A 26,002-nucleotide genomic window follows, 5' to 3' on the forward strand; every position below is an offset into this window, starting at 1 on the left:
TTAATTTTAATTTGTGGGCTAATTAATTTCACAAAAGTAAATAAAAGATCATCAATTAACTTTTCATTAAGATAAATGTGATACCTTCACACATATGGTGCATAAATTTGATATAATAATTCTAATGACTTTTAACACAATCAAATAAGATTTATATGAAAAGTGATAAAGTAAATATGTTTATTGGAACACTGTTTATTATTTCTGCGCCAAGTGGTGCGGGTAAATCAAGCTTAATTCGAGCCTATTTAGCCCAAAAAAATCATCATCCAGCAAAAGTTTCGATTTCTCACACTACTCGATCTCCAAGACCAGGAGAGCAACATGGTGAAGATTATTATTTTGTTGATCATAATCATTTTGAGTCATTAATCAGTGACCAAGCTTTTGTAGAATACGCTCACGTTTTTGACCATTATTATGGTACCTCAAAAGCAGAGATTGAACAGAGCCTATTACAAGGAGTTAACGTATTTTTAGATATTGATTGGCAAGGTGCTCAACAAGTCAGAGATAAAATGCCACAATCAAAAAGTATTTTCATTCTTCCCCCTTCATTAACTGAACTTGAAAATCGTTTAATTAAACGGGGACAAGACAATGAAGAAGTTATTGGCAAAAGAATGGCAAAAGCACAAGCTGAAATCTCGCATTATAATGAATATGATTATGTGATTATCAATGATGATTTTGATACATCATTAAATGCATTAACTTCAATCATAACCTCAGCAAGTTTAGAGCGTAGAAAGCAAGAAGTGATTCATCATACGTTATTTGATAATCTTCTAAAGAAGAATAACAAATAGTTAAATTTTTCAGAAGTAAAGCGTCGTAATTAATACCAAACTGACAAATGCAATAATACATCGCCAATATAGTTGGCGATGTTCATCAATAAAAAAGTTAATTACCTAAAGCTTTATCAGCCTGATCATTTTGAATAAGCTCTAATTTGTATCCATCGGGATCTTCAACGAAAGCAATAATCGTTGTTCCACCTTTCACAGGGCCTGCTTCACGTGTAACCTTACCACCAGCTTGTCTCACTTCGTCACACATTTTTGCGACATCATCAACACCTATAGCAATATGACCAAATGCATTGCCGTGATCATAAGTTGTTGTTCCCCAGTTGTAAGTTAATTCGATAACAGAACTAACAGACTCATCACCATAACCAACAAAAGCCAGGGAATATTGATATTCTGTATTTTCACTCGTTCTTAAAACCTTCATTCCCATAACACGAGTATAAAAATCGATTGAACGTTGTAAGTCACCTACTCGAATCATTGTATGTAAAATACGCATTGCTTCTGTTTTCCTTTTTTTAACAAATGAATCTTGATAGAGTTTATAAGTTAGCATCACATGCAATATATTTAGTAACTTTAAGAATTAATTCGGAATAATTTATTGATGTTTAAAGCGTATATGTTTTTAATACTGCATATTTTTAAAAACAAAATAGGGCTTAGCTAAAACTTTGTTTTCAGCCAAACCCTATTTAAACTAACTTAATGTAATAATTGAATTATATTAATTACTATTTGCAACTTTAGTGTAACGAGGTGCTGCACTAATTCTATTTCCGTTAGTAACTAATTTAACATGTTGACCAGTAAAAAATTCTTTTGCTGAACCTTTTTGCACGATAACGATATTACCGCCTTTTTCTTGCTGGATTTCAAGTTCAACTGCATCAGCTTGATTAGCTTTATTTTCAATAGCGCTACCTAAAATTGCGCCACCAATAGCACCTGTTGCAGCAGCTAGTACTCGACCCGATCCGTCACCGATGGTATTACCTAAAACGCCACCAAGAACAGCACCACCTATTGAACCCACTATGTTTTCATTTTTACCATTTGATGTATTCGCTTGGATTTTTACTGCTCTTACAGATAAAACTGTACCATAACTCACTTTTTGAACTTGTTTTGCTTGATCCGTAGTATATACATCACCAGAATAAATATCACTATTACTACAGCCTGAAAGAAGCGCAATTAAAATAGATGCAGTGATGATTTTTTTCATATTAAATTCCCCATATATATTTTTTGAAGATTAACTTCTATTTGTAATATATACTAGCATAATATTCTTTTACAATAACAACAACATTTTTTTCAATATTTTATCAATAGATAATATAATTTACGAGAAAGTTAGAGTATACTCAGTCCAATAGTTTATTGGACATACAATTATTATATGAAACGGTTATTTTTTCAAAATGCATTATCAGATATGATATTAGCTTGTCTTGATACAAATCAGTAACCTAAAATTTAGATATGAGACAATCATTCAATTAATCGTTTTTGCTAAGGCATAATTGTTTTGATAAGAGCACAACTAAATCATTCATTACTTAACATTATTACTTTATAAAGTGTTGGGTAAATAATCTATATGGGCATGAATAACATAATGAAAACTATCGAAATTGACGAACAGTTATACAAATTTATTGCAGGGCAAACCAAACATATAGGTGAAGATGCCTCAAGTATTCTTAGACGCTTGTTAAAACTGAATACAAGTTCATCTAATTCAACTTCAAAAGTTGATGTTGAAAGTCATAATTCAATATTTAGTGATCTATTCACTAGTGATAGTTTCACCAGCGAAAAATCAATTATTAGTCGTTTTTTGCTACTATTAGCAGCACTTTACAATTACAACCCTGCACTTTTCGCCATTGCGGCAACTTCGCTACATGGTAGCAAAAGACAATATTTAGCCAAAGATAAAAAATCATTAGAAACTTCCGGCAAGAATACAAAACCTCGTGAGATTATTGGTACACCTTATTGGGTGATTAGTAATACCAACACGGCAAGAAAAATTTATATTATCGAATCTATTATGAGTGATATGGGCATATCAGAAGCAACGATAAATCAAGTTAAAAATGTTTTTTCGTCTTCAACAAATTAAAAATCAATAGTTACACGTTAATTAGAAATGTTGTGCTGTAACTGTTAGCAAATGATTTAAAGTAATTATGAAAGAGGAGTAAAGAATGGCAACCCCTAGCAGAGCAGGATTATTAGCTAAACCATCTGATCTAATCAATGTGGAAACTTTACAAAATAATTATTACCAAATTAAACCTGATACAGACAATGCTAGTCAATTAGTCATTTTTGGGACATCTGGACATCGAGGAAGTTCAAACAAAGGCACGTTCAATGAAGCCCATATACTCGCAATCGCTCAAGCCATTGCCGAATACCGTAAAGCAAATCACATAACGGGGCCTTGTTTTATCGGTCAAGATACCCACGCTTTATCTGAATTAGCGCTTAAATCAGTACTTGAAGTGTTCGTTGCTAACGAACAAACAGTTGTTATAGCGCATGATTGGGGGTATACCCCTACTCCGGTTATTTCACATGCAATTCTAACGTATAACCAAGATAAAAAATCACAACTTGCTGATGGTATCGTGATTACCCCTTCCCATAATCCCCCTGAAGATGGTGGAATTAAATATAATCCAACAAATGGTGGGCCTGCGGATACTGATATTACCAAACAAATTGAAAATCGGGCAAATGAATTACTTAAACATCAATTAGACGGTGTGAAAAGAGTGACATTGGAAAAAGCCATCCATTCCGATTTTATTCATACTAAAGAATACGAAACTGATTATATTAACGATCTGGAAAATATTCTTGATCTTGCACTGATTAAATCTTCTTCACTTAAAATTGGTGTTGATCCATTAGGCGGAGCCGGTATTTCTTATTGGCCTCGAATTGCTGAAAAGTATGGTCTTAATCTTGATATTGTAAATAACAAAATTGATCCTACCTTTAGTTTTATGCATTTAGATCACGATGAAGTGATTAGAATGGATTGTTCTAGTCGCTGGGCAATGGATGGGTTGTTAAATTTAAAAGACAAATTTGATTTAGCCTTTGGTAATGACACCGATTTTGATCGTCATGGTATTGTCACACCAAAAGGATTAATGAATCCAAATGCTTATCTTTCAGCTTGTGTAAATTATTTATTTCAGCACCGTCCAGAGTGGCATAAAGATGTTGCCATTGGCAAAACACTGGTGACAAGTTCAATGATAGATCGCGTTGCGAACAGCCTAAACCGAAAATTTTTAGAATACCCTGTCGGTTTTAAATGGTATGCCCAAGGACTTTATCATGGTCAATTAGGTTTTGCTGGTGAAGAAAGTGCAGGTGCATCATTTTTACGAACAAATGGTAAAGTTTGGTCAACCGATAAAGATGGCATTATTTTATGTTTATTGGCAGCGGAAATGACCGCCAAAATAGGCAAAAACCCACAAGAACAATATCAACAACTTGAAGATAAATTTGGCGTTTCTTATTATGGCAGAATTCAGGCGCCAGCATCATTTGCTGAGAAACAAAAACTAGCCAAACTTGATGCAAGCCAATTGACTACTGATCAGCTTGCAGGTGAAAAAATTACTCAATGTTTAACCACGGCACCCGCTAATCATGCTCCTATTGGTGGATTGAAAGTTATCACTGAAAATGGCTGGTTTGCAGCCCGGCCTTCTGGCACTGAAGATGCTTATAAAATTTATGCGGAAAGTTTTATCAGCAATCAACATTTAGCCTTACTTCAAGAGGAAGCACAACAAATTGTTGCTAATGCCATTAAGTAATTGAAACAAAAAAGCCGACGTTATGTCGGCTTTTAATTGTGATAAAATCAAATAAAATTTTATTATTTTATTTTTCGGGGTTGCGCCACATTACCTGCATTTTTATCATATCGATATTGATTTTTATTGAATAGTAGCGCCCATACAAGACATAGTATGATAGAACTCACCATGATGGTTACCATAGTCAACAAAATTTTCTTCATATCAACATATTGAAATATATCAATATTCCATATTAATAATATTAAACCTACAGAAAAGGTAAAAATAATAGCAATAAAAAGACCAGCTAAAAATGTTTTCATTCTGTTATTCCTTAATTAAAGCTTATCAACATATTCTTTTTTCTTCGCATCATACTCAACTTGAGTAATAGCTCCGATATCTAACAGTTGTTTTAATTTTGTTAACTTGGTGTAGGTATCTTCTGTGTCAACTGTCTGAGTATCAAACATATTTTGTTTATGCACTGTATCGGCTACATGTTGAGTGTAGATTTTGGATAATTCAGCGCCTGCAACAAATTGCGCACCTAAACCTGCTATACCACCTTCATTTTTAGCTGCATCACGCATAGCTTGTAATTTTTCCATTTCAGCATAACTTAAATTTGCTTTGCTTGCTGCTGTTGCATCTGCTGAAATATTAGCTATTTTCGCAATTCTACTATCTGTTTCATCATCGAATTGAGATCCCAAAATACGAAAATCCGACAAAGTTAAGCCTAATTTAACAAATTCATTAATTAACTCTTGTTTAACATTTTCAGATAGTTCGATTAATTTTGAATCTATTTGTAAATAACCGTACTGCATCTGGGCAAGTTTACTGGTTATTTCTTGAATAATACGATTTGAAATTAATTCTTTCGCTTCTTGAATGGTATATTGATTTCGTTGACCAATAATTTGTTGATAGAATTGTGCAATATTACTGATTGAAAAAGAATAATTACCATTCATTTTTAGTTGAATTGGAAACTGATATTCAGGTTCTAAATATTTGATGGGTGATGCTGTACCCCACCCTTGATTAACGATATCGTTTTTTCTGAAAAAGTAGATATAAAGCTTGTGCTCACTTTTAAAAGATTGTCTTATTTTTAACATCGTTGTAATAAATGGGTGGTTATCAGTTTTTAAGTTATAAATACCAGCATCTTCGATGACATCGGCTATTTTACCTTCATATACCAATACTGCACCTTGCCCAGGGGCAACAATAAGCTTACTGGCATTGATAATTTGGTTATTATTGGTAGCCGGGAATTGATACCATAATATATTGGGTGAATTGTCATTCCATTCAATGACAGAAGCTAATTGTTTTCTAAAAATATTTAACATAATGATATTATTCCTTATTACTCTAAAGTTTTTATATCTGAAATTGAATTTTGTTTACCATCAGAATCTAATAGAATAAATTTATTTTCTGTCCTCAAAATAATACGATTATCCAAAATTTTTGCACCAAGTTTATAGTATTCCAAAGGAAAATTATAACTCCAACGAATATCTCCTGTTTTTGCATCCAACAATTGAATAATATACTTATCTTTGTTGACAGGTGAGGTAGAGAAACCAATTAATACTGAATCAGCATTATAATCGAGTATTCGTGGGAAGAAATAAACACGATCTGGGGTAAAATCTAGATATTTTAACGTCCTGGATGCTTTCTTTCGCCATGGTTCCAATAGAATTTTTTCATAAGGCGTATTATTGTCTATAACAACAATAGCCTGATTTTGTTTGGTATAGTAAACATTTGTCCATTTAAACCCTACATCTTCTCGTGGATAACCAGGTAAGAACTGATATTCATATCTTATTAATCTCGGAATTTCATCTGGATAATCATTACTTTTTGTACTAAAACTAAAACCAGTGCGTACAGAAAAATTGGACGGCAATGGTGTTTGCCCACTTCTTGCTTTGTAATATTCACTATCATTGTAAATTTTATCAATCTTTGGGTAATAATAGAAATGTTTACCTTTATTGGTGTACACATATAAACCACTACCGTAATCTTCGCTGACAAATTTGATTTCTGCTAATCCTGAAGAAAACTCAGCTTGTTTTGAAAACAATTCCTTATTAACAGATTCAAACGTATTATTGTATTTATTTAATTGATATAATTTTTGATTATCAATAAGCAGCATAAAGTCATCGTCTTCCCATTTTACTAATTCATAAGGATGAGGTCTTGAAAAAGGGTCTTTTTTATCAGTTGGCAACTCAAACTGACCAACAATCTTATTTGCTTCGATATCGTAAATTCTTATAAAATGTTGATATTGGCTGCGTGATGCTCTTTTAGATAAGCTTAATTCAGTTTTGAAAATCAAATAAGGTTTTCCTTTAAATACGTACATATCGATAATATTATTAGACCATTCTTTGGTTATCGCCTCTTGGGTTGGTTTTGGACGATTGTTATTGGTTGAACTATAGCTACTGTGTCCAACAACACTACCTTTGCTATTAGAATTATTTCCATCTATGAATGATTCAATCATGACGAGTAAAAACACGACACAGGAAAAAGCAATCACTCCCCAGATTATGGTTTTATTAGGTTGCACCATATTTGGTTGTTGGGATTGTTGAGATTGTTGATGATGAAAAATATGAATATCTTTTTTATCGACAAAATAAACAGCTCCACACCCTTCACATTTATATTTTTCATTACCTAATGAGATATGCTTGATACTTCCACATTGTGGACATTTGATGGTTAATATATTTGAAGTCATTTTACTTTAGTTATATTCGTTAATTTCATGTTATATAAGTGAAAACATTATAAATATTTAAAATTAATAATAACATCTAAATTGTCATTTAGAGGCTGAATAAATTGTAAATCAAGATTAACTTAATTTACTTAATTAGTGTGTTTTATGAAATTGCTTTACTGTCTATGTGAGAAAAATTGGATAGATGTCATCACTCCCCAATAAATTGATCTGTTTTTATTGAGGATGTGATTTAGTTTTTAGATTCGTGTTGGCTTTTTAGCTGTAGCTTGTCTTGATGATTTTGACAAGTTGTTGAGTTTAGTTCTTTTGGGTCTGAAACTACGTTTATCTGTTTTGGCATCAATGAATGATTTGGATTCTTTTGCTAATCCGACAATATCACGTAGATAATTAACCGAGTCAAGACTTAACTCCATCCAAGTTCCTCGTGATAAACCTTTAGGTAAGGTTATATTACCATAACGAATACGCAGCAAACGGCTTACTTGTACATCAATTGCTTCCCACATTCTACGCACTTCACGGTTACGCCCTTCAGTTATGACGACATTAAACCACTGATTTAAACCATCGCCACCTTGCGCTTTAACAGATTTAAAAGAAGCTGGACCATCTTCAAGTTGTACTCCTTTTCGTAATTGATTAACTTGCTGATCAGTCACATTTCCAAAAACACGTACCGCATATTCACGTTCTATTTCATGACGAGGATGCATTAATCGATTAGCCAATTCACCATCTGTGGTAAAAAGAAGTAAACCAGAAGTATTAATATCCAATCGACCAATATTGATCCAGCGAGCATTTTTTAAACGCGGTAAACGAGCAAAAACTGTTGCTCGTCCTTGTGGATCGTTACGGGAACAGATTTCCCCCTCGGGTTTGTAATAAGCTAACACACGACAAACCGTTTTTTCTTTACTTCTTAGCTGAACCAAGTGTCCATTAATTCGAATTTTAGGGTTAGCATTCACATCAACCCTATCACCTAATGTTGCAATTTTACCGTCAACGCTAATTTTGCCTGCGGCAATCATTGCCTCAATTTCACGACGTGAACCATTACCTAAATTAGCTAACACTTTTTGCAACTTTTCAGTATTGTCATTTACTTTTTTCATATTTTCCTCGCTACCTTCACAGGTATCAGATTAAACATTTGTATATTCGTTAAAAAACGACGACTTTTCGTGCTATTACACACGTATCATAATTGAAGTTCTCATTGTCAATGGTAATTAAACGTGAAACTTACATTAAGATTGATTACCAAGCTAAAGCATTCATTGACCGAGTCATTTCAATCATCAATAAAATTGCATACTGAAGGATTCAATCATTATATTTAACAATATGAACTCATGAATCATTTTCAACATGTTTGATCATTATTCAAAAGGCTTAATATCCCCACTACCTCTACGAATAACATCAGGGTAATCATTTGTTAAATCAATAACGGTTGTTGGTTGCTGACCGATATAACCACCATGAACAACCGCATCAAGTTGGTGTCCAATTTTATCCTCAATTTCATCAGGATCAGATTGTGCTTCATCTTCATTTGGCAAAATTAACGTTGTGGTCATTAATGGCTGACCTAATAAATCAAGTAAAGCTAAATCAATTTTATTATCCGGAATACGTAATCCTATGGTTTTCCGTTTTTCATTCATCAAGCGACGAGGCACTTCTTTACTTGCAGGTAAAATAAAAACGTATTTACCAGGAGTGTTATTTTTGAGCAGACGAAATGTGATGTTATCGACCATTGCATAAGAGGATAACTCCGATAAATCTCGACACATCAACGTAAAATTGTGATATTTATCAAGCTGACGTATTTTACAAATACGATCAACACCATTTTTATTATCAAGTAAGCAACCAAGTGAATAACCAGAATCAGTAGGAAAGGCGATAACCCCACCATCATTCAGGATTTTTACGATTTGCTCTAATAATCGATTTTGAGGATTGTCAGGATGTATATAAAAAGTTTGGCTCATAATGATCTTCTATATTAATATTAATTTTAAAACACTTTTTACAATGTCAGTTTTACTATCAGACAAGATTGATAGCATGTTAACTTAAAGCAATTTTAGTCCATATTAATCTAGTATCCAATTATGCCAAATTGGCGTTACACTAGTTGGCAAAGGGGTCGTTTTACCTAAATCTAAATAGTTAACCAAATCATGAAAATCAGAACCTTGCGAGGCAAGCAGTTCAAATTCGTTGGCTAATTTAGCTAATCGCTGTAAGTCATCTTGTGTTTGTCGGCTTTGCGAAACTTCAATGGCATCACCGCCCCAAGTCTTGAAATCATTTATTAATAATTTCAATTTAGTACCAGTTAAATCATATCGAGTCGGATGTGCTAATACCGCAAGTCCACCTGCTGCATGAATAGCTGTTATCGCTTCTTCAATACTACACCATTTTGCGGGCACATAAGCATATCCACTTTTTCCAAGATATTTTTTAAATGCCGTTTTCACATCTTTGACTAAACCTTGATCAACGAGAAATCGGGCAAAGTGTGCACGAGAAACAATATCCCCTTTAGCAAACACCTTTGCTTGTTCATAAGCGTTATCAATATGTAACTTGACCAATTTATGGCTGATTGCCATTGCACGATCTATCCGCCCTTGTTCTTGTGCAACAAGTAAGTCCAACAATTGTTGATTTTCAATATCAATGTTTAAGCCAACAATATGAATTTCATTATTTTTCCAAACAGTCGATATTTCAACACCATTAATCAGCCTAATCGGCAGACTTTCATCCTTGATCAACTTTTGTGCCTCTGGTAATCCTTTTACGGTATCATGATCCGTTATCGCTAATATGTCAATTTGGTTATCGATAGCACGTTTAACCAGCTCGCTGGGTGATAGGACACCATCAGAGGCAATAGTATGAGAATGCAAATCTACGATCACTTTTTTCTCGAAAATTATTTTTAAACGTGTAATATACCACACAATTTGCGTGACCACTAAAAGGTATATTATGAAAGATCAAATTCTACTTGCCCAACAAGATACTCAATCAATTATTGATGAACTTTTAGAAGATGGTAGTGATCCCCATGCGATGTATTTAATTGAACATCATATTTCATCAGAAAACTTTGATAAACTTGAAAAAGTTGCAGTTGAAGCCTATAAATTAGGTTATGAAGCAACAGATCCCGATGAAGATGTTGATGATTTTGGCAATGTTATTATTGGTTTTGATATCATCGCTGAAAGCCCTCTCAGTGCTGATTTAATCAATGCACAGATTGCCCAAATTATGACGTTGGCGCATCAATTTAAGGTGAATTATGACGGTTGGGGTACTTATTTTGAAGATGGGAGTGATGATATTTTAGACGAAAGTGTCTTTGACAATGAAACTCTACATTAAATTCTAAACATTCTAAATCAATCCATTTCCATTTTTATCCAAGAATACTTGGATAAAAATGGTAAATTAGTTAGTTATTCGTTTACTTGTTCAACACGACTCACTCTTTTCAAATCAGCTGATAAACTACGTACCAATACCGTATCATCGTTTTTAATGGTGACAGGATCGGTATATCGATGCCAATTTTTACCATTATCAATTGAGTATTCAATGATTAAGCCAGGGAAGACAATATTAGCCATAAGTTGATTATTTTCAATTTTAGCACCTGGAATTGGTAAACGATAATCAATTCCCGTTAAATCTAATTTTGCTAATTCTCGTTGACCAACTAAGTTAGCAAAACGCACCCAATCTTGACGCAATTTTTGTTGATCCACATAGTGTGTTTTACCTTGTATGAATTCACGATCTTTTTGATAGTCGATCTCCCAATCTGCCTGATGCCAAGCCCGTTCTGCAATGGCTAATAAGCGAGGAAAAGTCATATATTCCATCTTATCATCTGTTCGAATGTCCTCAGTCCAAATTTGAGCAGACAATCCATAAGCTCCGGGCCAATTTAACGTACCTTTCGCCGTAAACGGATTGCCATCACGATCTAAAGATGTTTCCGCATTTTGAGGTAAATTATTCGGTGCAAAACTAAAAATTTTGCGCTCATCATTATAACGTGTTGCCCAATAATAACCGCTTTCTTTTGGATTAACTTCGTATGGCATATCTAAATACACATAATCCGGATTAGAGACAATGACTTGATAACCTTTATTTGTCCACTCATTGACTGAATCAAATCCGCCCCAATAAAGTGTATCCCAGAAATTTACTGTCACTTTATCTACAGCAAAAGATTTAGCACTCTCAGCATGTTTCATACCATCCTGCCAAGCTTGCATATGGTTAATACCATGATCTTTAATTATGGTGCTGACCTGCTCAGCAAAATAGCTAGGCAAATGTTCAATATTTTCAACTACCCCTTTAGATACAAAACTTTGACAGGCTTTTGATTTAGCCCATGGATGATCTTCATGACTTTGATCAATAAGACCTTTAAAAGCAACTTTATCTTTACTTTTTAAATCTTGGTAACCTGTGCCTAAACGAATATTTTTTGCTTCATCACCGCCAAAATGCCAAGTCGTGAGCGGTTGTCCAGCTTCAACATGCATTTTTGCCATTTCATCCATAATTTTAGTAACAAATCGTTGAGATGAGTCGAGACAAGGATTCAAATAACTCATACGATTATAAAACTGAACAGTTGTGGTATTAGATGTATCAGTTGGATCCACTAAGCGAAACTCATTAGCTTGTTGCTCCTTCCCTTCTTTCATTAAGCGTTTATAACGTGCCTCCATAGAAACAATAGCGGCTCTAGCATGTGCAGGCATATCAATTTCCGGAATGACTTCGATGAACCTTGCTTTTGCATATTTAATAATTTCAATATAGTCTTGACGAGTTAAATAACCAGATCCGGTTGTATTACTTTCAGGCCCCGATCCCAATTGAGGTAGTAAACAAGTCTCTTCAGTAAGATCATGACAACGTTTACTACCAATTTCGGTGAGTTCTGGTAACCCCGGAATCTCAATTCGCCAACCTTCATCATCGCTTAAATGAAAATGGAATTTATTCATTTTATATTTAGCCATTTGATCTAATAAACGTAAAATCGCTTGTTTGGATTTGAAATTACGTCCGATATCAAGCATCACACCACGATATTCAAATCTTGGAGAATCAACGACACTAAGAGTAGGAACTGAATTCGAATGATCGACAGAAACCGTCGATAATAGAGATTGAATTGCATAAAAAATACCACTTTCATCAAAAGCGTAAATGGTTGCTTTATCTTTGGTAATATCAAGTTGATAAGCACCGGCTTGCCCTTGTTCAAACTTTTGAGGATCAATTGATGCTTGTATGTTAAAACCTTGTTCTGTAACCGGGATATTTAACGTTTTAAACTCATTTTTTAAAACGGCTAAGCTATCTTGATTTAAACCATTAAGTACTAAATTGACACCTTTAGCATCAAACTTAATATCTTCTTTACCGACTGATAATTGTTTTGGCGTCGGTAAAATTTGTCCACGTAAAGAATCTGCTGATAATGTTTCAATATCGGCGTTATATTGAAAACGATTAACAGTCGTCATTAAAATGTTATGGTCATCAGCCGTTCTTTTCCATTGTTGATTAATTGGTGACACAAAAACCGATAAATTATCAGAATCAGTATTAGTATTTGCAATAATTTTAGGCTTTGCATTGGTCGATGTTACATACCAACGTGGCATAATATCACTTTCGCTTACGATCCAATATTCACCAATAATTGGAATATTGATAGTGCCTTTGGCAGGAAATCCGGTAAATTTATCCGTTGGTTCTATTTTATGAAGATCCCCAGTAAGATGAGTGATTTTAAACTGATCATTGTCAACGGACAAAATCATACGAATACTACTAAAATAAATTGCCCAATCTTTATCTTTGATTGCTGAACCATTATTTGTTAACGAGATGGTCACTTTATTACATGCAGCCCAATCCGCACCCAAAGCAGCACAATTGATACCATGATCATTTGCCTGATTATCATTAACAGTATATTTAACATTAAGTTGAGCACTCATTAAATCAACTGTCTTTTGATTAGCATAAGCTGATTGTGTTACGCCTACACTTAATAAAGAGGCTATCGAGGTTGCAAGTATTGCAGTTTTAAGCTTTTTCATTATTTTTTTACCTATTTTTGTTTTGCATTGAATATTGTGAATGGAACAGTAACAATAAATTTGATATCTCGTTCATCTTGGAAGATATTACCATAACCTTCGCTCCAGCTTGGTATTTTTGAGTGGTTATTATATTTGGTATAATGTAACTGGAAAGAGGTGTTTTTAGCAAAACCCTGCTGTACTGTATAACCTAAATCGAAATTATAAGCTGATTCAATTAATCGAGTCTTTTGGTTAAAAAGTTTATTCGTACTTGGTTTAGCATCCCACCCATAAGCATAAGAAGCGCCCGTTTTCCACCCGTTAAAATAAGGGGAAAGATGACTTAAATCATAAGTTACTTCTGCAAATAAGGCTTTTTCACCATTGGCATTAAAGTCTGAACGTGAATTCCACCATACATCTAAGCGACCATTTGATGACGCATAATCCGGCGTCATTCGTTGTAAAAAGAATCCTTGTTCGCCTTCTGCTTTGACAGCAACACCTTCAAGTCGTAGACCTACTGGCCCCATCTGATAACCTAATGTTGCCGCTTGTAACCATGCTAAACCATCATAAACTTTAGCACCTTTATGGGATTGGTCTTTAGCACCATAAAATTGATAACTTAAAGTTAGCGGATTATCAAATACATTCATTTTATAAGATGCTTTACCAAAAAATTGATTCATATAATTGTGCGATTGACCAAACGCAGTTTCTAGCACTAAATTATTTTTAAAGTCATACTTCAAACCAGCAGAATGTAAATAATCGATTTTTTTCCCTTTTTGCCACTGTCTAAATTCATAAAGTCGTTTATACCACGGAGCTTTATATTTATCAGCCCACATATAGGACATGGATAACATCCCTGCTGAGTCAAAATCAAACGTTGTTCCAAACTCAACGCCTCGATAAGTGCCAGGTAAAAAGCTCCAGTGCGGGGCAAGCAGTGTTTGTCCTGATGGTTGAATATATCCCGCTTTTAACCATAATAGCTTATCGAGTTTAAAATTTAGCTGAGCCTTATAAAAACTTAGACCACTGACATCTTTTTTCCAATTTTCATCCCAACGATTATTGGCGCCACTAAAACCGATTTCATTAGGATGACCATTACCGCCGTTACTCACTTCCCAAGCTCCGTATCCGCCAAGTTCAATAGCAAACATATCCGCAATATAACCTGAATTGAAATCTAAATTAGTGTTGAAAGAAGTATGTCTTAGGTTTTTTTCATATTTATGTTGAGTGATATCCTTTCTTTCTCGATCACGATTCCAAAAAAAGACATTACCGGTTAATGAAGCATCATCAAAAAAAGGTTGAATATTATCAGCTTGTGCTGGCACAGCACAGACTAAAATGGAGCATGACAGTATTAGCTTTGTGATACAATTTAGCGAACGATTGGTAAATAAAGGATTATAAAAATTCATATCTGCTTCCTTGAAATGACTTTTTTAATCACGATAAGATTAGTTGGCACTTCTCTTACATGGATTTGAAAATCATTTTTATGCCTAAAATCAATTAAAAACGATAAAATTAATGTCTATCTACAATAAAAAAATCTGATTAAATTTAATAAATTAATTTAAAAAAACCTTTAAAAGGTAATTTCATAATGCATAAACATATTTTGGTTAGCAAATTAAATGTTGTTAAATCGTGATCGGAATCACCAAAATAGCCCTTTTTTTTTCTAATTTTTGGATAAATATCACAACTTTTTTTATTTTAAAAAATAAGAGAAGATGAAGAGTGTAAAAAATCCATGTAATCGATTCACTTATTGTGATGTGTCATTGATTAAATGGGTTAAATTGTTAGGCATCAAAGTATAAGAAGGGAAGAAAGAAAAAAGAGAAATTGAAAAATTTCTCTTTTAGAAAACACAGTACCAATAACGATGATATATTTAATTTACTGATTAAAATTAATAAACTAGTATCAATTTTCGGTATTAATTTCCTCAAAACTTTTTACTAGCTCATCAATTGCCTTCATCTGTTTTAAGAAAGGTTCAAGTTTAGCTAATGGAAGAGCTGAAGGTCCATCACATTTTGCATGACTTGGATCAGGGTGTGATTCCAAAAATAACCCTGCTAGACCAACAGCCATACCAGCTCGAGCAAGTTCGGTCACTTGCCCACGTCGACCACCAGATGCGGCTCCCATAGGATCACGACATTGCAAAGCATGAGTAACATCAAAAATAACGGGTGAGCCATGACTAGCTTTTTTCATGATGTTAAAACCAAGCATATCAACCACTAGATTATCATAACCAAAACAGCTACCACGATCACAAAGAATAATTTGATCATTACCAGCTTCTTCAAACTTTTCAACAATATTACCCATCTGCCCAGGGCTTACAAACTGTGGTTTTTTTACGTTAATTACTGCACCGGTTTTTGCCATTGCAACAACCAAATCCGTTTGTCTGGCTAAGAACGCAGGTAACTGGATAACGTCAACCACGTCGGCAACAGGTTGGCACTGTGCTTCGGTGTGAACATCGGTAATAATTTTCACGCCAAACTGTTGTTTAAGCTCTTGAAAGATCTTCATACCTTCTTCTAATCCTGGCCCTCGATATGAGTGAACTGAAGAACGATTAGCTTTATCAAACGAAGCTTTAAAAATGTAAGGAATATTGAGTTTATCTGTCACTGTCACGTAATGTTCACAAATTTTCATTGCTAGATCACGAGATTCAAGAACATTCATACCACCGAATAATACAAATGGGAGATCATTAGCGACAGTGATATCCCTAACTTTTACTTGTTTTTGCTTCATCATAAAATATTTCCTAATTAAGGTTTAAACCAACGACCAAGAGTCACTCGATCATTGCCACTATAGTCTGTGAAGGTTTCAACTAATTGAAATCCGTGTTGTTTAAATATTGTTTGTACCGCTGGCCCTTGTTTCCAGCCATGTTCAATTAACAACCAACCATATTGAATTAAATGCTTGGTTGCGCCTTTAACAATGACTTTTATATCAGCAAGACCGTCATCTTCAGAGACTAGCGCACTTCTTGGTTCATAACGAACATCACCTTGGGATAAGTGAATATCTGTTGCTTCAATATAAGGAGGATTAGCAGTTATCATAGAAAATTGGCGTGTTTTCAATGGCTTATACCAATCACCTTGCAAAAAATAAACATTGTTAACGCCTATCTGTGTCGCATTTTGCTGAGCGAGAATAAGTGCTTCTCGATTTTTCTCCACTGCGGTAAAAAGACAATCCTGACGTTCTGTTGCCATGGCTATAGCAATAGCTCCCGTACCGGTACCAAGATCCAGGACTTCACAAGGTATTTTGGGTAAATACTCTAATCCCAACTCAACCAACTTTTCAGTATCTGGTCTGGGAATTAATGTGCAGTCTGATACATTAAATTTTAAAGACCAAAACTCTTTTTCACCGGTTATGTAGGCAATCGGCTCACCCGCTTTGCGACGATCTAATTGTTCGTCTAAAGCCGTAATTTCATCACTGGTTAACTCTGTTTCACTAAAAGCCATAATAAAAGTGCGTGTTTTGCGAGTAACAAAACTCAATAAAATTTCAGCGTCACGTTTAGGGCTTTCACTTTCAGATAATATTAAAGATGCATGCTTTAGCCATTCTAAATAAGTCATTCATCTTGTTCCGATAAAGCAGCAAGTTGATCTGCTTGATATTCTTGTATAATTGGATCAATTAACATTTCTAACTTGCCTTCCATGACTTCATCTAAACGATATATGGTTAAATTAATGCGATGATCCGTCACCCGACCTTGTGGATAGTTATAGGTTCGAATGCGGTCTGAACGATCCCCAGTACCTAAAAGGTTACGTCTGGTTGATGCCTCTTCTTGTTGACGTTTTCGGGTTTCTGCGTCTTGAATTCGTGCTGCTAAAACTGACATCGCTTTAGCTTTATTTTTATGTTGAGAACGTTCATCTTGGCATTCTACAACAATTCCTGTTGGAATATGGGTAATACGAATAGCCGAATCGGTAGTATTAACGTGCTGACCACCTGCACCTGATGAACGATAAGTATCAATTTTTAAGTCAGCTGGATTGATCTCTGGCATTTCTGCTTCAGGAATTTCAGGTAACACCGCAACCGTACATGCTGAGGTATGAATACGACCTTGCGATTCTGTTTCTGGAACACGCTGAACTCGATGACCACCTGATTCAAATTTCAAGTTACCATAAACGCCGTCACCACTGACTAACATAATGACTTCTTTATAGCCACCATGTTCACCATCATTGGCACTCATAATCTCAACTCGCCAATGACGGGATTCTGCATATCTGGTATACATTCTTGCCAGATCACCAGCAAAGATTGCTGCTTCATCGCCACCGGTTCCTGCTCGGACTTCAACAAAGCAGTTATAATCATCATTTGGATCTTTAGGTAGTAATAAAACTTGTAACTGCTTTTCTTGCTCATCGATACGGTTTAAAGCTTCGTTTAACTCTTCTTGAGCCATTTCACTCATTTCAGGATCGGCAAGCATCATTTTAGCAGTTTCAATATCTTCTTGCGTTTGCTTCCAACTTGTAAAACATTTCACCACACCCGTTAATTGCGCATATTCTTTAGAAAGAGTACGGAATCGATTTTGATCGGCAATCACCGATGCATCAGACAATAACGCTTGAACCTCTTCATAACGTTCTTGTAGAGTTTCTAACTTACTGATAATTGAGGGTTTCATATAAAAGTCTATTTCTAATCGTGAATAAATGAATTTGCGGGGCATTATATACTTAATCGTCTTTAAAATACAGTTTCCGTACCGGTTCATCAATTGAAGTATATGTAATGCGGTGAAATATCTAATGATTTTATTTATGAACACAACTATCAAAAACTGTTATTCATTTCACAAAAATGATATTTGGATATTTAAAAAAATAATTTCAGCCGTTACTATGATTAGGTCGAATAATAATCGTCGTTAAAAGTTAATCAAAATGTTTAACAAACAGTTTTAAGATCAGATTAAGTGTAATTAAGATTAATTAAATTATATCTTCAATAAACATGCAGTACTGCTAAATTACATCTTCTGTAGGGTATAAATAAGCTTAATTGCCTTTGCTTGCGTCACATTCACTCTCTTAAAGGATGATAATATGAAGCAAACGATATGGAAACTTGAAAATTGTATTAAAGATTATGACTGGGGAAGTATCGATAGTATCACAACCCTATTTGATATTAAAAACCCAAGCCAAAAGCCCATGGCAGAAATATGGATGGGTATTCACCCGTTAGGGTGTTCAAAAGTCATCGGCGTAAATGGCGAAAAAATCAGACTTAATGAGCTTATTTGTCAAAATCCACTACAGACATTGGGTAAAAACACTTATCAACTTTTTGGCACGCTTCCCTATTTATTCAAAGTGCTGGCAGCACGTAAACCGCTTTCAATTCAGGTACATCCCACTAAAGCTGATGCTCAAAAGGGATTTGAAAAGGAAAATCAATTAGGCATTGATCTTCATTCTCCTTACCGAAATTTTAAGGATCCCAATCATAAACCCGAATTATTGTATGCACTCACCCCCTTTAAAGCCATGAACTCATTTCGACCAATTGAAGAAATATTGGCATTTTTTACGCAAATCAATATTCCTATCTTTAAGCATGAATTGGTACAATTACACAACGATCTTAATCCAAAGCAACTTAAACACTTTTTCCAATTTTTGTTAAATCTTTCACCAGACCAAAAATTACAAGCTATTCGTCAATTGTTAGCCTGTACTAAACCTTTAAATCAAGAACCTTATTTAACCATTCATACACTGGTAAAAGATTATCCTGAAGATATTGGTTTATTTATGCCACTCATTTTAAATGTGATTGAACTTAAGCCAACGCAAGCAATGTTTTTACACGCCCAAACACCGCATTGTTATTTATCGGGGACGGGGTTTGAAGTGATGGCAAATTCAGATAATGTTTTAAGAGCCGGTTTAACCCATAAGTTTATTGATATTGACGCATTAATAGAGAATACATACTTTAGTAGTATTGATGCGAATGAACTGCTAACTAATCCGATAATTGACCATAATAAAATTGATTTTCCTGTTCCCGTTGATGATTTTAAATTTGAAATCATTCAAAGTGATCTTTCATTAAGAAAAGAACAAGTCAGCAGCCCCCAAATCCTATTTTGTATGAATGGCTCAGTTACTTTGACAACAAAAAATGAAGTACTTACTTTAAACAAAGGTGAATCAGTGTTTATTGCGTATGATGCCAAATATTACCATTATTGTGGAGAAGGCTGTTTTGCAAAAGTGAGTGATTAAAAAAAGCCGTCAATGATTGACGGCAAAAGTTTAAGATAGATAAAAAGACTAAAGATTGACTATTTTTTTACAGCTTTCGGATTTGGTAAATCGGTTACTGTTCCTTCATAAATTTCAGACGCAAGTCCAATCGATTCATGAAGAGTTGGATGCGCATGAATAGTTAAGGCGATATCTTCGGCATCACAACCCATTTCAACCGCAAGAGTAATCTCACCAAGCAATTCACCGCCATTAACACCAACAACTGCACCACCTAAAAGGCGATTATCTGCTTTGTTAAAGATCAGCTTTGTCATGCCTTGTGAACAATCCGATGCGATAGCTCGCCCAGATGCCGCCCATGGGAAGATAGACACTTCATAATCGATACCCTTTTCTTTCGCTTCTTTTTCGGTTAAACCGACCCAAGCCACTTCTGGCTCAGTATAAGCGATAGAAGGAATCGTTTTTGGATCAAAATAGTGTTTTTTGCCGGCAATCACTTCAGCAGCCACATGTCCTTCGTGAACACCTTTGTGTGCAAGCATAGGTTGACCAACAATATCACCTATAGCGTAAATATGTGGTACATTGGTGCGCATTTGCTTATCAACTTCAATAAAGCCACGATCAGTTACGTTTACGCCGGCTTTTTCAGCGCTGATAAGTTTTCCATTAGGTGAACGCCCAATTGCGACTAATACGGCATCATAAGTATGAGTTTCAGTCGTTCCGTCTTTTTTCTCCATTGTGACATAAATTGCATCATGTTTAGCTTCAACTGTCGTCACTTTAGTTTCAAGACGTAGGGTGAATTTATCCTGAATCTGTTTTGTAAAGACTTTGATCACATCTTTATCAGCAGCAGGAATAACCTGATCAAACATTTCAACCACATCAACTTCTGAACCTAAGGCATGATAAACAGTACCCATTTCAAGTCCAATAATACCCCCACCCATTAACAATAATTTTTTAGGAATGGTTGTTAAAGCAAGCGCATCTGTTGAATCCCAAATACGAGGATCATCATGCGGAATAAAAGGTAATTTAATTGGTCTGGATCCAGCTGCGATAATGGCATTATCAAACGTAATTTTAGTAATACCTTTTGCAGATGTCACATCCATAGTATGACTACCGGTAAATTGCGCTTCGCCCTGAATAACATTGACTTTACGCATTTTAGCCATACCCGCTAACCCATTAGTTAACTGATTAATGACCTTTTCTTTCCAACCTCGAACTTTATCCAGTTCAAGTTTAGGTGTACCAAAGTGAATTCCATGTTCTGTTAGCGATTTGGCTTCGTCCATGACTTTTGCAACATGTAAAAGCGCTTTAGAAGGAATACATCCCACATTTAAACATACACCACCTAAAGTAGAATAGCGTTCAACTAACGTTACGTCTAATCCAAGATCGGCTGCACGGAACGCAGCAGAGTAACCTGCTGGCCCAGCACCTAAAACCACAACTTGTGTTTTAACTTCTTGACTCATAATTTATTCTCCTAAACTACATCACTAATCGACGTAAGTCAGATAAGACGTTAACAATATGGCTTAAGAAGCGTGCACCATCTGCACCATCAATCACACGATGATCGAATGACAGAGATAGAGGTAACATTAGACGAGGCGTAAACTCTTTACCATTCCAAACTGGTTTCATGCTTGAGCGTGACACCCCTAAGATACCGACTTCGGGTGCATTCACAATTGGTGTGAATGAAGTTGTACCAATACCACCCAGACTTGAGATAGTAAAACATCCGCCCTGCATATCTGCACCAGTTAATTTACCATCACGAGCTTTTTTCGAGATTTCGGCAAGTTCACGTGACAACTCAACGATGCCTTTTTTATTCACATCTTTAAATACCGGCACGACTAAACCATTTGGCGTATCAACAGCTACACCAATATTGATGTATTTTTTAACAATCAAGGTTTGTGCATCTTCCGATAGCGAACTATTAAAACGTGGATAAGCAGTTAATGCACTTGCAACCGCTTTCATAATAAACACTAACGGCGTAATCTTAAGATCGAGTTTTTTCTTCTCTGCTTCGGCATTTTGTTGCTTACGGAATGCTTCTAAATCCGTGATATCGGTTTCATCAAATTCGGTAACATGTGGAATCATGACCCAGTTACGATGTAAATTTGCGCCTGACACTTTTTGGATTTTAGTTAATGGCAAGGTTTCAACTTCACCAAATTTGCTAAAATCAACTTTTGGCCATGGTAATAATCCCGGTAATGCTCCGCCTGCGGCACCACTTTCAACCTGTTTAACCGCATTTTTAACGTAAGCTTGAATGTCTTCACGTAGGATTCGGTTTTTAGGCCCTGTTGGTGGCACTTTAGCCAGATTCACGCCAAATTCACGCGCTAAACGACGAACAGATGGTGTTGCATGTGCGTAAGCATCATTTTCAACAAAATCATTACTTGCCGTTGTAGAAGCCGTCACTGCTGGCGTAGCAACATTACTCACCGGTGCAGCAACCGAAGCTGATTTTTCTGGTGCTGTCGGCGCTGGCGTTGCAGTTGCAGCTTTAGCTGGTGCACTGCTGGATGCTGTTTCAAATTCCATAATTTTGGAACCTGTTTTCACTTTATCGCCAATTTTAACCGTGATAGCTTTAACGACACCTGCGATTGATGCAGGTATTTCCATTGAGGCTTTATCACCCTCAACAGTAATAAGTGAATCATCAACCGATATGGTATCACCGACTTTTACTAAAATTTCGGTCACTTCGACTTCGTCACCGCCAATATCTGGCACATTAACATCGACTGTTTGACTCACTGCTGCCGCTTGTGGAGCAACATCGACTTTCGGGGCAGACTCTGCTTGAGCTGGCGCAGATTCTGCGCCATTCTCGGTATCAAATACCATAATATCGACACCAGTTTTAACTTTATCGCCGACTTTGACTGAGATAGATTTTACGATCCCTGCTTGTGGTGCAGGGATTTCCATTGAGGCTTTATCGCCTTCAACCGTTAATAATGATTGATCGACTTCCACCTTATCTCCCACTTTTACAAGGATTTCGGTGACTTCGACTTCATCACTGCCAATGTCAGGTAATTTAATTTCAATACTCATGTTGGTTACCTCTTATGCAATACGTGGGTTTAGTTTGTCAGCATTGATTTCAAACTTTTTAATCGCTTCATCAACAACGCTGGCTTTAATATCACCACGTTTAGCAAGCTCACCTAATGCTGCAACAACAACATAAGATGCATCGACTTCAAAATGATGGCGTAAGTTTTCACGACTATCACTGCGACCAAAACCATCAGTACCAAGTACTCTGTAGCTTTCAGCTGGTACAAAGGCACGAATTTGCTCAGCAAACAGTTTCATATAGTCTGTAGAAACCACTGCTGGGTTATTATTCATCACTTGTGTTACATAAGGTACTTTTGGTTTTTCACTTGGATGTAACATGTTATAACGTTCACAATCTTGACCTTCACGAGCCAATTCAGTAAACGAAGTAACACTATATACATCGGATCCAATGCCGTAATCTTTAGCCAAAATTTCTGCGGCTTCACGAACATGACGTAAAATTGCACCTGAACCTAATAATTGAACGGTTGGGCTACCTTTTTTACCTTTAACCGTATCGAGTTTATAAATACCACGACGAATACCCTCTTCAGCACCTTTTGGCATTGCTGGTTGTGCATAGTTTTCATTTAGTGTGGTAATGTAATAGTAAACATTTTCTTGCTCACCATACATACGGCGTAAACCATCTTGCATAATCACCGCCACTTCATAAGCGTAAGCTGGATCATATGAAATACAATTAGGAATGGTTAAAGATTGAATATGACTATGACCGTCTTGGTGTTGTAGACCTTCACCATTTAAGGTTGTTCGACCTGAAGTCCCACCGATCATAAAGCCACGTGCTTGTTGATCCCCTGCTGCCCACATTAAGTCACCAATACGTTGGAAACCAAACATTGAGTAGTAAATATAAAATGGAATCATTGGTAAGTCGTTGGTACTGTAAGATGTTGCAGCTGCAAGCCATGAAGCCGTTGCACCACATTCATTAATACCTTCTTGTAGAATTTGTCCTTTTTCGTCTTCACGATAATAAGCCACTTGTTCTTTGTCTTGTGGCGTATATTGTTGACCGTGTGGATTATAGATACCAATTTGACGGAATAAGCCTTCCATACCAAATGTTCTTGCTTCATCTGCTAAAATTGGCACTAAACGAGGAGCAAGATCTTTATCTTTAAGCATAATGTTAAGCGCACGAACAAAAGCAATAGTGGTCGAAATCTCTTTTGATTGCTCTTCAAGTAGTGGCGCAAATTCACTTAACGGTGGAATTGACACGGTGCCTGAGAATTTAGTTAATCGTGAAGGTACATAACCATGTAATGCTTGGCGACGTTCATGAATATATTTATATTCTGGCGTATGTTCTTCAAATTTAATGTAAGGTAATTTTTCAAGTGATTCATCATTAACTGGGATGTTAAAGAAATCACGAACATGACGAACGCCGTCCATATTCATTTTTTTCACTTGGTGAGCAATATTTTTACCTTCAGCCGCTTCACCCATACCATAGCCTTTAATAGTATGTGCTAATATCACGGTAGGACGATCTTTAGTCTCTTTAGCACGACTAAATGCCGCAAACATCTTCTCTGGATCTTGACCACCACGGTTGAGTCTGAAGATTTCTTCATCGCTCATGTCTTTTACTAATTCAGCCGTTTCAGGATATTTACCAAAGAAATGCTCACGCACATAAGCACCATCTTTTGATTTGAAAGTTTGATAGTCACCGTCAAGGGTTTCGTTCATTAAACGAATCAATTTACCTGATTTATCTTTTTGTAATAATTTATCCCAACGATCACCCCAAAGCACTTTGATAACATTCCAACCTGCGCCAGCAAAAATCCCTTCAAGTTCGTTGATAATCTTACCATTACCGGTTACTGGTCCATCAAGTCTTTGCAGGTTACAGTTAACAACGAAAACTAAATTATCTAGTTTTTCACGGGTTGCCACCGTAATTGCACCTTTAGATTCTGGCTCGTCCATTTCACCATCACCTAAGAAAGCGTAAACGGTTTGTTCAGAGGTATCTTTTAGTCCACGATGATGTAAATATTTTAAGAAACGAGCTTGATAAATAGCACTTACTGGCCCTAATCCCATAGATACGGTTGGGAATTGCCAAAATTCTGGTAATAATTTAGGGTGCGGATAAGATGGTAAACCTTTACCATGAATTTCTTGACGGAAGTTATCTAATTGTTCTTCAGTCAAACGTCCTTCGATGAAAGCACGAGAATAGATACCGGGTGAAATGTGACCTTGGAAGTAGACCAAGTCACCACCATCTTTATCGTTGCGAGCACGGAAGAAGTGATTAAAACAGACTTCATAAAAAGTGGCTGCCGATTGGAATGAAGCCATATGACCGCCAAGCTCTAAATCCTTTTTAGATGCTCGTAATACCATCATGATAGCATTCCAACGAACAATTGAACGAATGCGCCTTTCAATTTCCCAGTCGCCTGGATAAGCAGGTTGTTCTTCTACTGGAATGGTATTGATATAATTACTTGTTGAAGAACCGAAAAGAAGTGGAACGCCACCATCTCTGGCTTTGTTGACTATTTGTTCGATAATGTACTGAGCACGTTCGATTCCCTCTTCACGAATAATCGACTCGATACTTTTCAGCCAATCTTGCGTTTCAAATGGATCGATATCATTCATTTGCATGTCCGACATATAAAAACCTCTTTTTTGTTAAAAAAAATGCAGTTTTTGCTATCCTTAGCTATCACAAAAGCATAACTAAATATATAAGCTTCAATTCTGCATTATGGAGCTTTACTTATATCAGTCTGCCATTTTCAGAAAAAAAGTAAAGTAAACCTGAGTTTAGAAAAGAATGTTAATTCCTATCAAATTAATCAACTATTCCAATAAATACGACTTAGAGCATATATTTCATTGATATAAAAGAATTTTTAAGAAGTGA

Annotated in this window: 21 protein-coding genes; 5 read left to right on the forward strand and 16 right to left on the reverse strand. The window is 35.7% G+C overall.

Annotated elements, in window-relative coordinates; translation table 11 throughout:
- Positions 1-176 precede the first annotated feature (176 nt).
- Positions 177-809, forward strand: coding sequence for a guanylate kinase (gmk, locus tag ACKJXD_RS06435; protein WP_363317404.1), 633 nt, complete (start codon positions 177-179; stop codon positions 807-809).
- 97 nt (positions 810-906) lie between these two features.
- Here gmk and gloA read toward each other — a convergent pair whose 3' ends face one another.
- Positions 907-1,314: a lactoylglutathione lyase gene (gene gloA, locus ACKJXD_RS06440; protein ID WP_255556848.1), complete on the reverse strand. Its 408-nt coding sequence runs from the start codon at positions 1,312-1,314 to the stop codon at positions 907-909.
- Positions 1,315-1,542: 228 nt separating this feature from the next.
- Positions 1,543-2,043, reverse strand: a complete 501-nt coding sequence (locus ACKJXD_RS06445) for a glycine zipper 2TM domain-containing protein (RefSeq protein WP_220216932.1) — start codon at positions 2,041-2,043, stop codon at positions 1,543-1,545.
- A 396-nt stretch (positions 2,044-2,439) separates the two neighbouring features.
- Between ACKJXD_RS06445 and ACKJXD_RS06450 the strand changes: the two genes are divergently transcribed.
- Together ACKJXD_RS06450 and pgm are read left to right on the forward strand one after the other, a co-directional pair.
- On the forward strand, positions 2,440-2,949 hold the full coding sequence (locus ACKJXD_RS06450) for a hypothetical protein (protein ID WP_220216931.1): 510 nt from the start codon (positions 2,440-2,442) through the stop codon (positions 2,947-2,949).
- An 85-nt stretch (positions 2,950-3,034) separates the two neighbouring features.
- Positions 3,035-4,672: a phosphoglucomutase (alpha-D-glucose-1,6-bisphosphate-dependent) gene (gene pgm / locus ACKJXD_RS06455; protein ID WP_220216930.1), complete on the forward strand. Its 1,638-nt coding sequence runs from the start codon at positions 3,035-3,037 to the stop codon at positions 4,670-4,672.
- Positions 4,673-4,734: 62 nt separating this feature from the next.
- On the opposite strand, the gene ACKJXD_RS06460 is transcribed toward pgm, so the two are convergent.
- The 6 genes from ACKJXD_RS06460 to rnm form a co-directional block, all read right to left on the reverse strand.
- Positions 4,735-4,980 (reverse strand): hypothetical protein, encoded by a 246-nt coding sequence (locus tag ACKJXD_RS06460; protein ID WP_430875861.1) that lies wholly within the window; start codon positions 4,978-4,980, stop codon positions 4,735-4,737.
- A gap of 15 nt (positions 4,981-4,995) precedes the next feature.
- Positions 4,996-6,021, reverse strand: a complete 1,026-nt coding sequence (locus tag ACKJXD_RS06465; RefSeq protein ID WP_220217280.1) for an SPFH domain-containing protein — start codon at positions 6,019-6,021, stop codon at positions 4,996-4,998.
- A gap of 17 nt (positions 6,022-6,038) precedes the next feature.
- On the reverse strand, positions 6,039-7,442 hold the full coding sequence (locus ACKJXD_RS06470) for a hypothetical protein (protein WP_430875862.1): 1,404 nt from the start codon (positions 7,440-7,442) through the stop codon (positions 6,039-6,041).
- 242 nt (positions 7,443-7,684) lie between these two features.
- Positions 7,685-8,569, reverse strand: a complete 885-nt coding sequence (gene rluB / locus ACKJXD_RS06475) for a 23S rRNA pseudouridine(2605) synthase RluB (RefSeq protein WP_220216927.1) — start codon at positions 8,567-8,569, stop codon at positions 7,685-7,687.
- 267 nt (positions 8,570-8,836) lie between these two features.
- A complete protein-coding gene (locus ACKJXD_RS06480) occupies positions 8,837-9,457 on the reverse strand; it encodes an L-threonylcarbamoyladenylate synthase (RefSeq protein ID WP_220216926.1) in 621 nt (206 codons plus the stop codon).
- A 105-nt stretch (positions 9,458-9,562) separates the two neighbouring features.
- Positions 9,563-10,399, reverse strand: a complete 837-nt coding sequence (rnm, locus tag ACKJXD_RS06485; protein ID WP_220216925.1) for an RNase RNM — start codon at positions 10,397-10,399, stop codon at positions 9,563-9,565.
- Positions 10,400-10,469: 70 nt separating this feature from the next.
- On the opposite strand from rnm, the gene rraB reads away from it, so the two are divergent.
- Positions 10,470-10,868: a ribonuclease E inhibitor RraB gene (rraB, locus tag ACKJXD_RS06490; protein WP_220216924.1), complete on the forward strand. Its 399-nt coding sequence runs from the start codon at positions 10,470-10,472 to the stop codon at positions 10,866-10,868.
- Between the two features lie 74 nt (positions 10,869-10,942).
- Here the strand turns inward: rraB and ACKJXD_RS06495 are convergent, their stop codons facing one another.
- The 5 genes from ACKJXD_RS06495 to prfA all read right to left on the reverse strand — a co-directional run bounded on the left by ACKJXD_RS06495 (position 10,943) and on the right by prfA (position 18,356).
- On the reverse strand, positions 10,943-13,624 hold the full coding sequence (locus ACKJXD_RS06495) for a beta-N-acetylhexosaminidase (protein WP_430875863.1): 2,682 nt from the start codon (positions 13,622-13,624) through the stop codon (positions 10,943-10,945).
- Positions 13,625-13,635: 11 nt separating this feature from the next.
- Complete coding sequence (locus ACKJXD_RS06500) at positions 13,636-15,051, reverse strand: OprD family outer membrane porin (RefSeq protein WP_430875864.1); 1,416 nt, start codon at positions 15,049-15,051, stop codon at positions 13,636-13,638.
- A 514-nt stretch (positions 15,052-15,565) separates the two neighbouring features.
- Positions 15,566-16,420: a 3-deoxy-8-phosphooctulonate synthase gene (kdsA, locus tag ACKJXD_RS06505; RefSeq protein ID WP_305054569.1), complete on the reverse strand. Its 855-nt coding sequence runs from the start codon at positions 16,418-16,420 to the stop codon at positions 15,566-15,568.
- Between the two features lie 17 nt (positions 16,421-16,437).
- Complete coding sequence (prmC, locus tag ACKJXD_RS06510) at positions 16,438-17,274, reverse strand: peptide chain release factor N(5)-glutamine methyltransferase (RefSeq protein ID WP_430875865.1); 837 nt, start codon at positions 17,272-17,274, stop codon at positions 16,438-16,440.
- Complete coding sequence (gene prfA / locus ACKJXD_RS06515; protein ID WP_220216919.1) at positions 17,271-18,356, reverse strand: peptide chain release factor 1; 1,086 nt, start codon at positions 18,354-18,356, stop codon at positions 17,271-17,273. Before prfA ends, prmC begins: the two co-directional genes overlap by 4 nt.
- 421 nt (positions 18,357-18,777) lie before the next feature.
- Between prfA and manA the strand changes: the two genes are divergently transcribed.
- Positions 18,778-19,965 (forward strand): mannose-6-phosphate isomerase, class I, encoded by a 1,188-nt coding sequence (manA, locus tag ACKJXD_RS06520; RefSeq protein ID WP_430875866.1) that lies wholly within the window; start codon positions 18,778-18,780, stop codon positions 19,963-19,965.
- 59 nt (positions 19,966-20,024) lie between these two features.
- Here the strand turns inward: manA and lpdA are convergent, their stop codons facing one another.
- The 3 genes from lpdA to aceE are packed head-to-tail and all read right to left on the reverse strand — an operon-like array spanning position 20,025 to position 25,749.
- Positions 20,025-21,449, reverse strand: coding sequence for a dihydrolipoyl dehydrogenase (lpdA, locus tag ACKJXD_RS06525; RefSeq protein ID WP_430875867.1), 1,425 nt, complete (start codon positions 21,447-21,449; stop codon positions 20,025-20,027).
- 16 nt (positions 21,450-21,465) lie between these two features.
- Entirely contained in the window at positions 21,466-23,070 is a 1,605-nt protein-coding gene (gene aceF / locus ACKJXD_RS06530; protein WP_430875868.1) for a pyruvate dehydrogenase complex dihydrolipoyllysine-residue acetyltransferase, read from the reverse strand.
- Positions 23,071-23,082: 12 nt separating this feature from the next.
- A complete protein-coding gene (gene aceE / locus ACKJXD_RS06535; RefSeq protein WP_220216916.1) occupies positions 23,083-25,749 on the reverse strand; it encodes a pyruvate dehydrogenase (acetyl-transferring), homodimeric type in 2,667 nt (888 codons plus the stop codon).
- Positions 25,750-26,002: the final 253 nt, after the last annotated feature.

The organism is Gilliamella sp. G0441, from assembly GCF_050589305.1.
GTDB lineage: Bacteria > Pseudomonadota > Gammaproteobacteria > Enterobacterales > Orbaceae > Gilliamella.

Bases quoted from the DNA above. Each gene is read 5' to 3' on its own strand.
- ACKJXD_RS06500 (WP_430875864.1), bottom strand. From the start codon at position 15,051: ATGAATTTTTATAATCCTTTATTTACCAATCGTTCGCTAAATTGTATC.
- ACKJXD_RS06495 (WP_430875863.1), bottom strand. From the start codon at position 13,624: ATGAAAAAGCTTAAAACTGCAATACTTGCAACCTCGATAGCCTCTTTA.
- ACKJXD_RS06480 (WP_220216926.1), bottom strand. From the start codon at position 9,457: ATGAGCCAAACTTTTTATATACATCCTGACAATCCTCAAAATCGATTA.
- rluB (WP_220216927.1), bottom strand. From the start codon at position 8,569: ATGAAAAAAGTAAATGACAATACTGAAAAGTTGCAAAAAGTGTTAGCT.
- aceF (WP_430875868.1), bottom strand. From the start codon at position 23,070: ATGAGTATTGAAATTAAATTACCTGACATTGGCAGTGATGAAGTCGAA.
- aceE (WP_220216916.1), bottom strand. From the start codon at position 25,749: ATGTCGGACATGCAAATGAATGATATCGATCCATTTGAAACGCAAGAT.
- prfA (WP_220216919.1), bottom strand. From the start codon at position 18,356: ATGAAACCCTCAATTATCAGTAAGTTAGAAACTCTACAAGAACGTTAT.
- manA (WP_430875866.1), top strand. From the start codon at position 18,778: ATGAAGCAAACGATATGGAAACTTGAAAATTGTATTAAAGATTATGAC.
- ACKJXD_RS06465 (WP_220217280.1), bottom strand. From the start codon at position 6,021: ATGTTAAATATTTTTAGAAAACAATTAGCTTCTGTCATTGAATGGAAT.
- ACKJXD_RS06450 (WP_220216931.1), top strand. From the start codon at position 2,440: ATGAAAACTATCGAAATTGACGAACAGTTATACAAATTTATTGCAGGG.
- gloA (WP_255556848.1), bottom strand. From the start codon at position 1,314: ATGCGTATTTTACATACAATGATTCGAGTAGGTGACTTACAACGTTCA.
- ACKJXD_RS06460 (WP_430875861.1), bottom strand. From the start codon at position 4,980: ATGAAAACATTTTTAGCTGGTCTTTTTATTGCTATTATTTTTACCTTT.
- ACKJXD_RS06445 (WP_220216932.1), bottom strand. From the start codon at position 2,043: ATGAAAAAAATCATCACTGCATCTATTTTAATTGCGCTTCTTTCAGGC.
- lpdA (WP_430875867.1), bottom strand. From the start codon at position 21,449: ATGAGTCAAGAAGTTAAAACACAAGTTGTGGTTTTAGGTGCTGGGCCA.
- gmk (WP_363317404.1), top strand. From the start codon at position 177: ATGTTTATTGGAACACTGTTTATTATTTCTGCGCCAAGTGGTGCGGGT.
- prmC (WP_430875865.1), bottom strand. From the start codon at position 17,274: ATGACTTATTTAGAATGGCTAAAGCATGCATCTTTAATATTATCTGAA.
- pgm (WP_220216930.1), top strand. From the start codon at position 3,035: ATGGCAACCCCTAGCAGAGCAGGATTATTAGCTAAACCATCTGATCTA.
- rraB (WP_220216924.1), top strand. From the start codon at position 10,470: ATGAAAGATCAAATTCTACTTGCCCAACAAGATACTCAATCAATTATT.
- ACKJXD_RS06470 (WP_430875862.1), bottom strand. From the start codon at position 7,442: ATGACTTCAAATATATTAACCATCAAATGTCCACAATGTGGAAGTATC.
- kdsA (WP_305054569.1), bottom strand. From the start codon at position 16,420: ATGAAGCAAAAACAAGTAAAAGTTAGGGATATCACTGTCGCTAATGAT.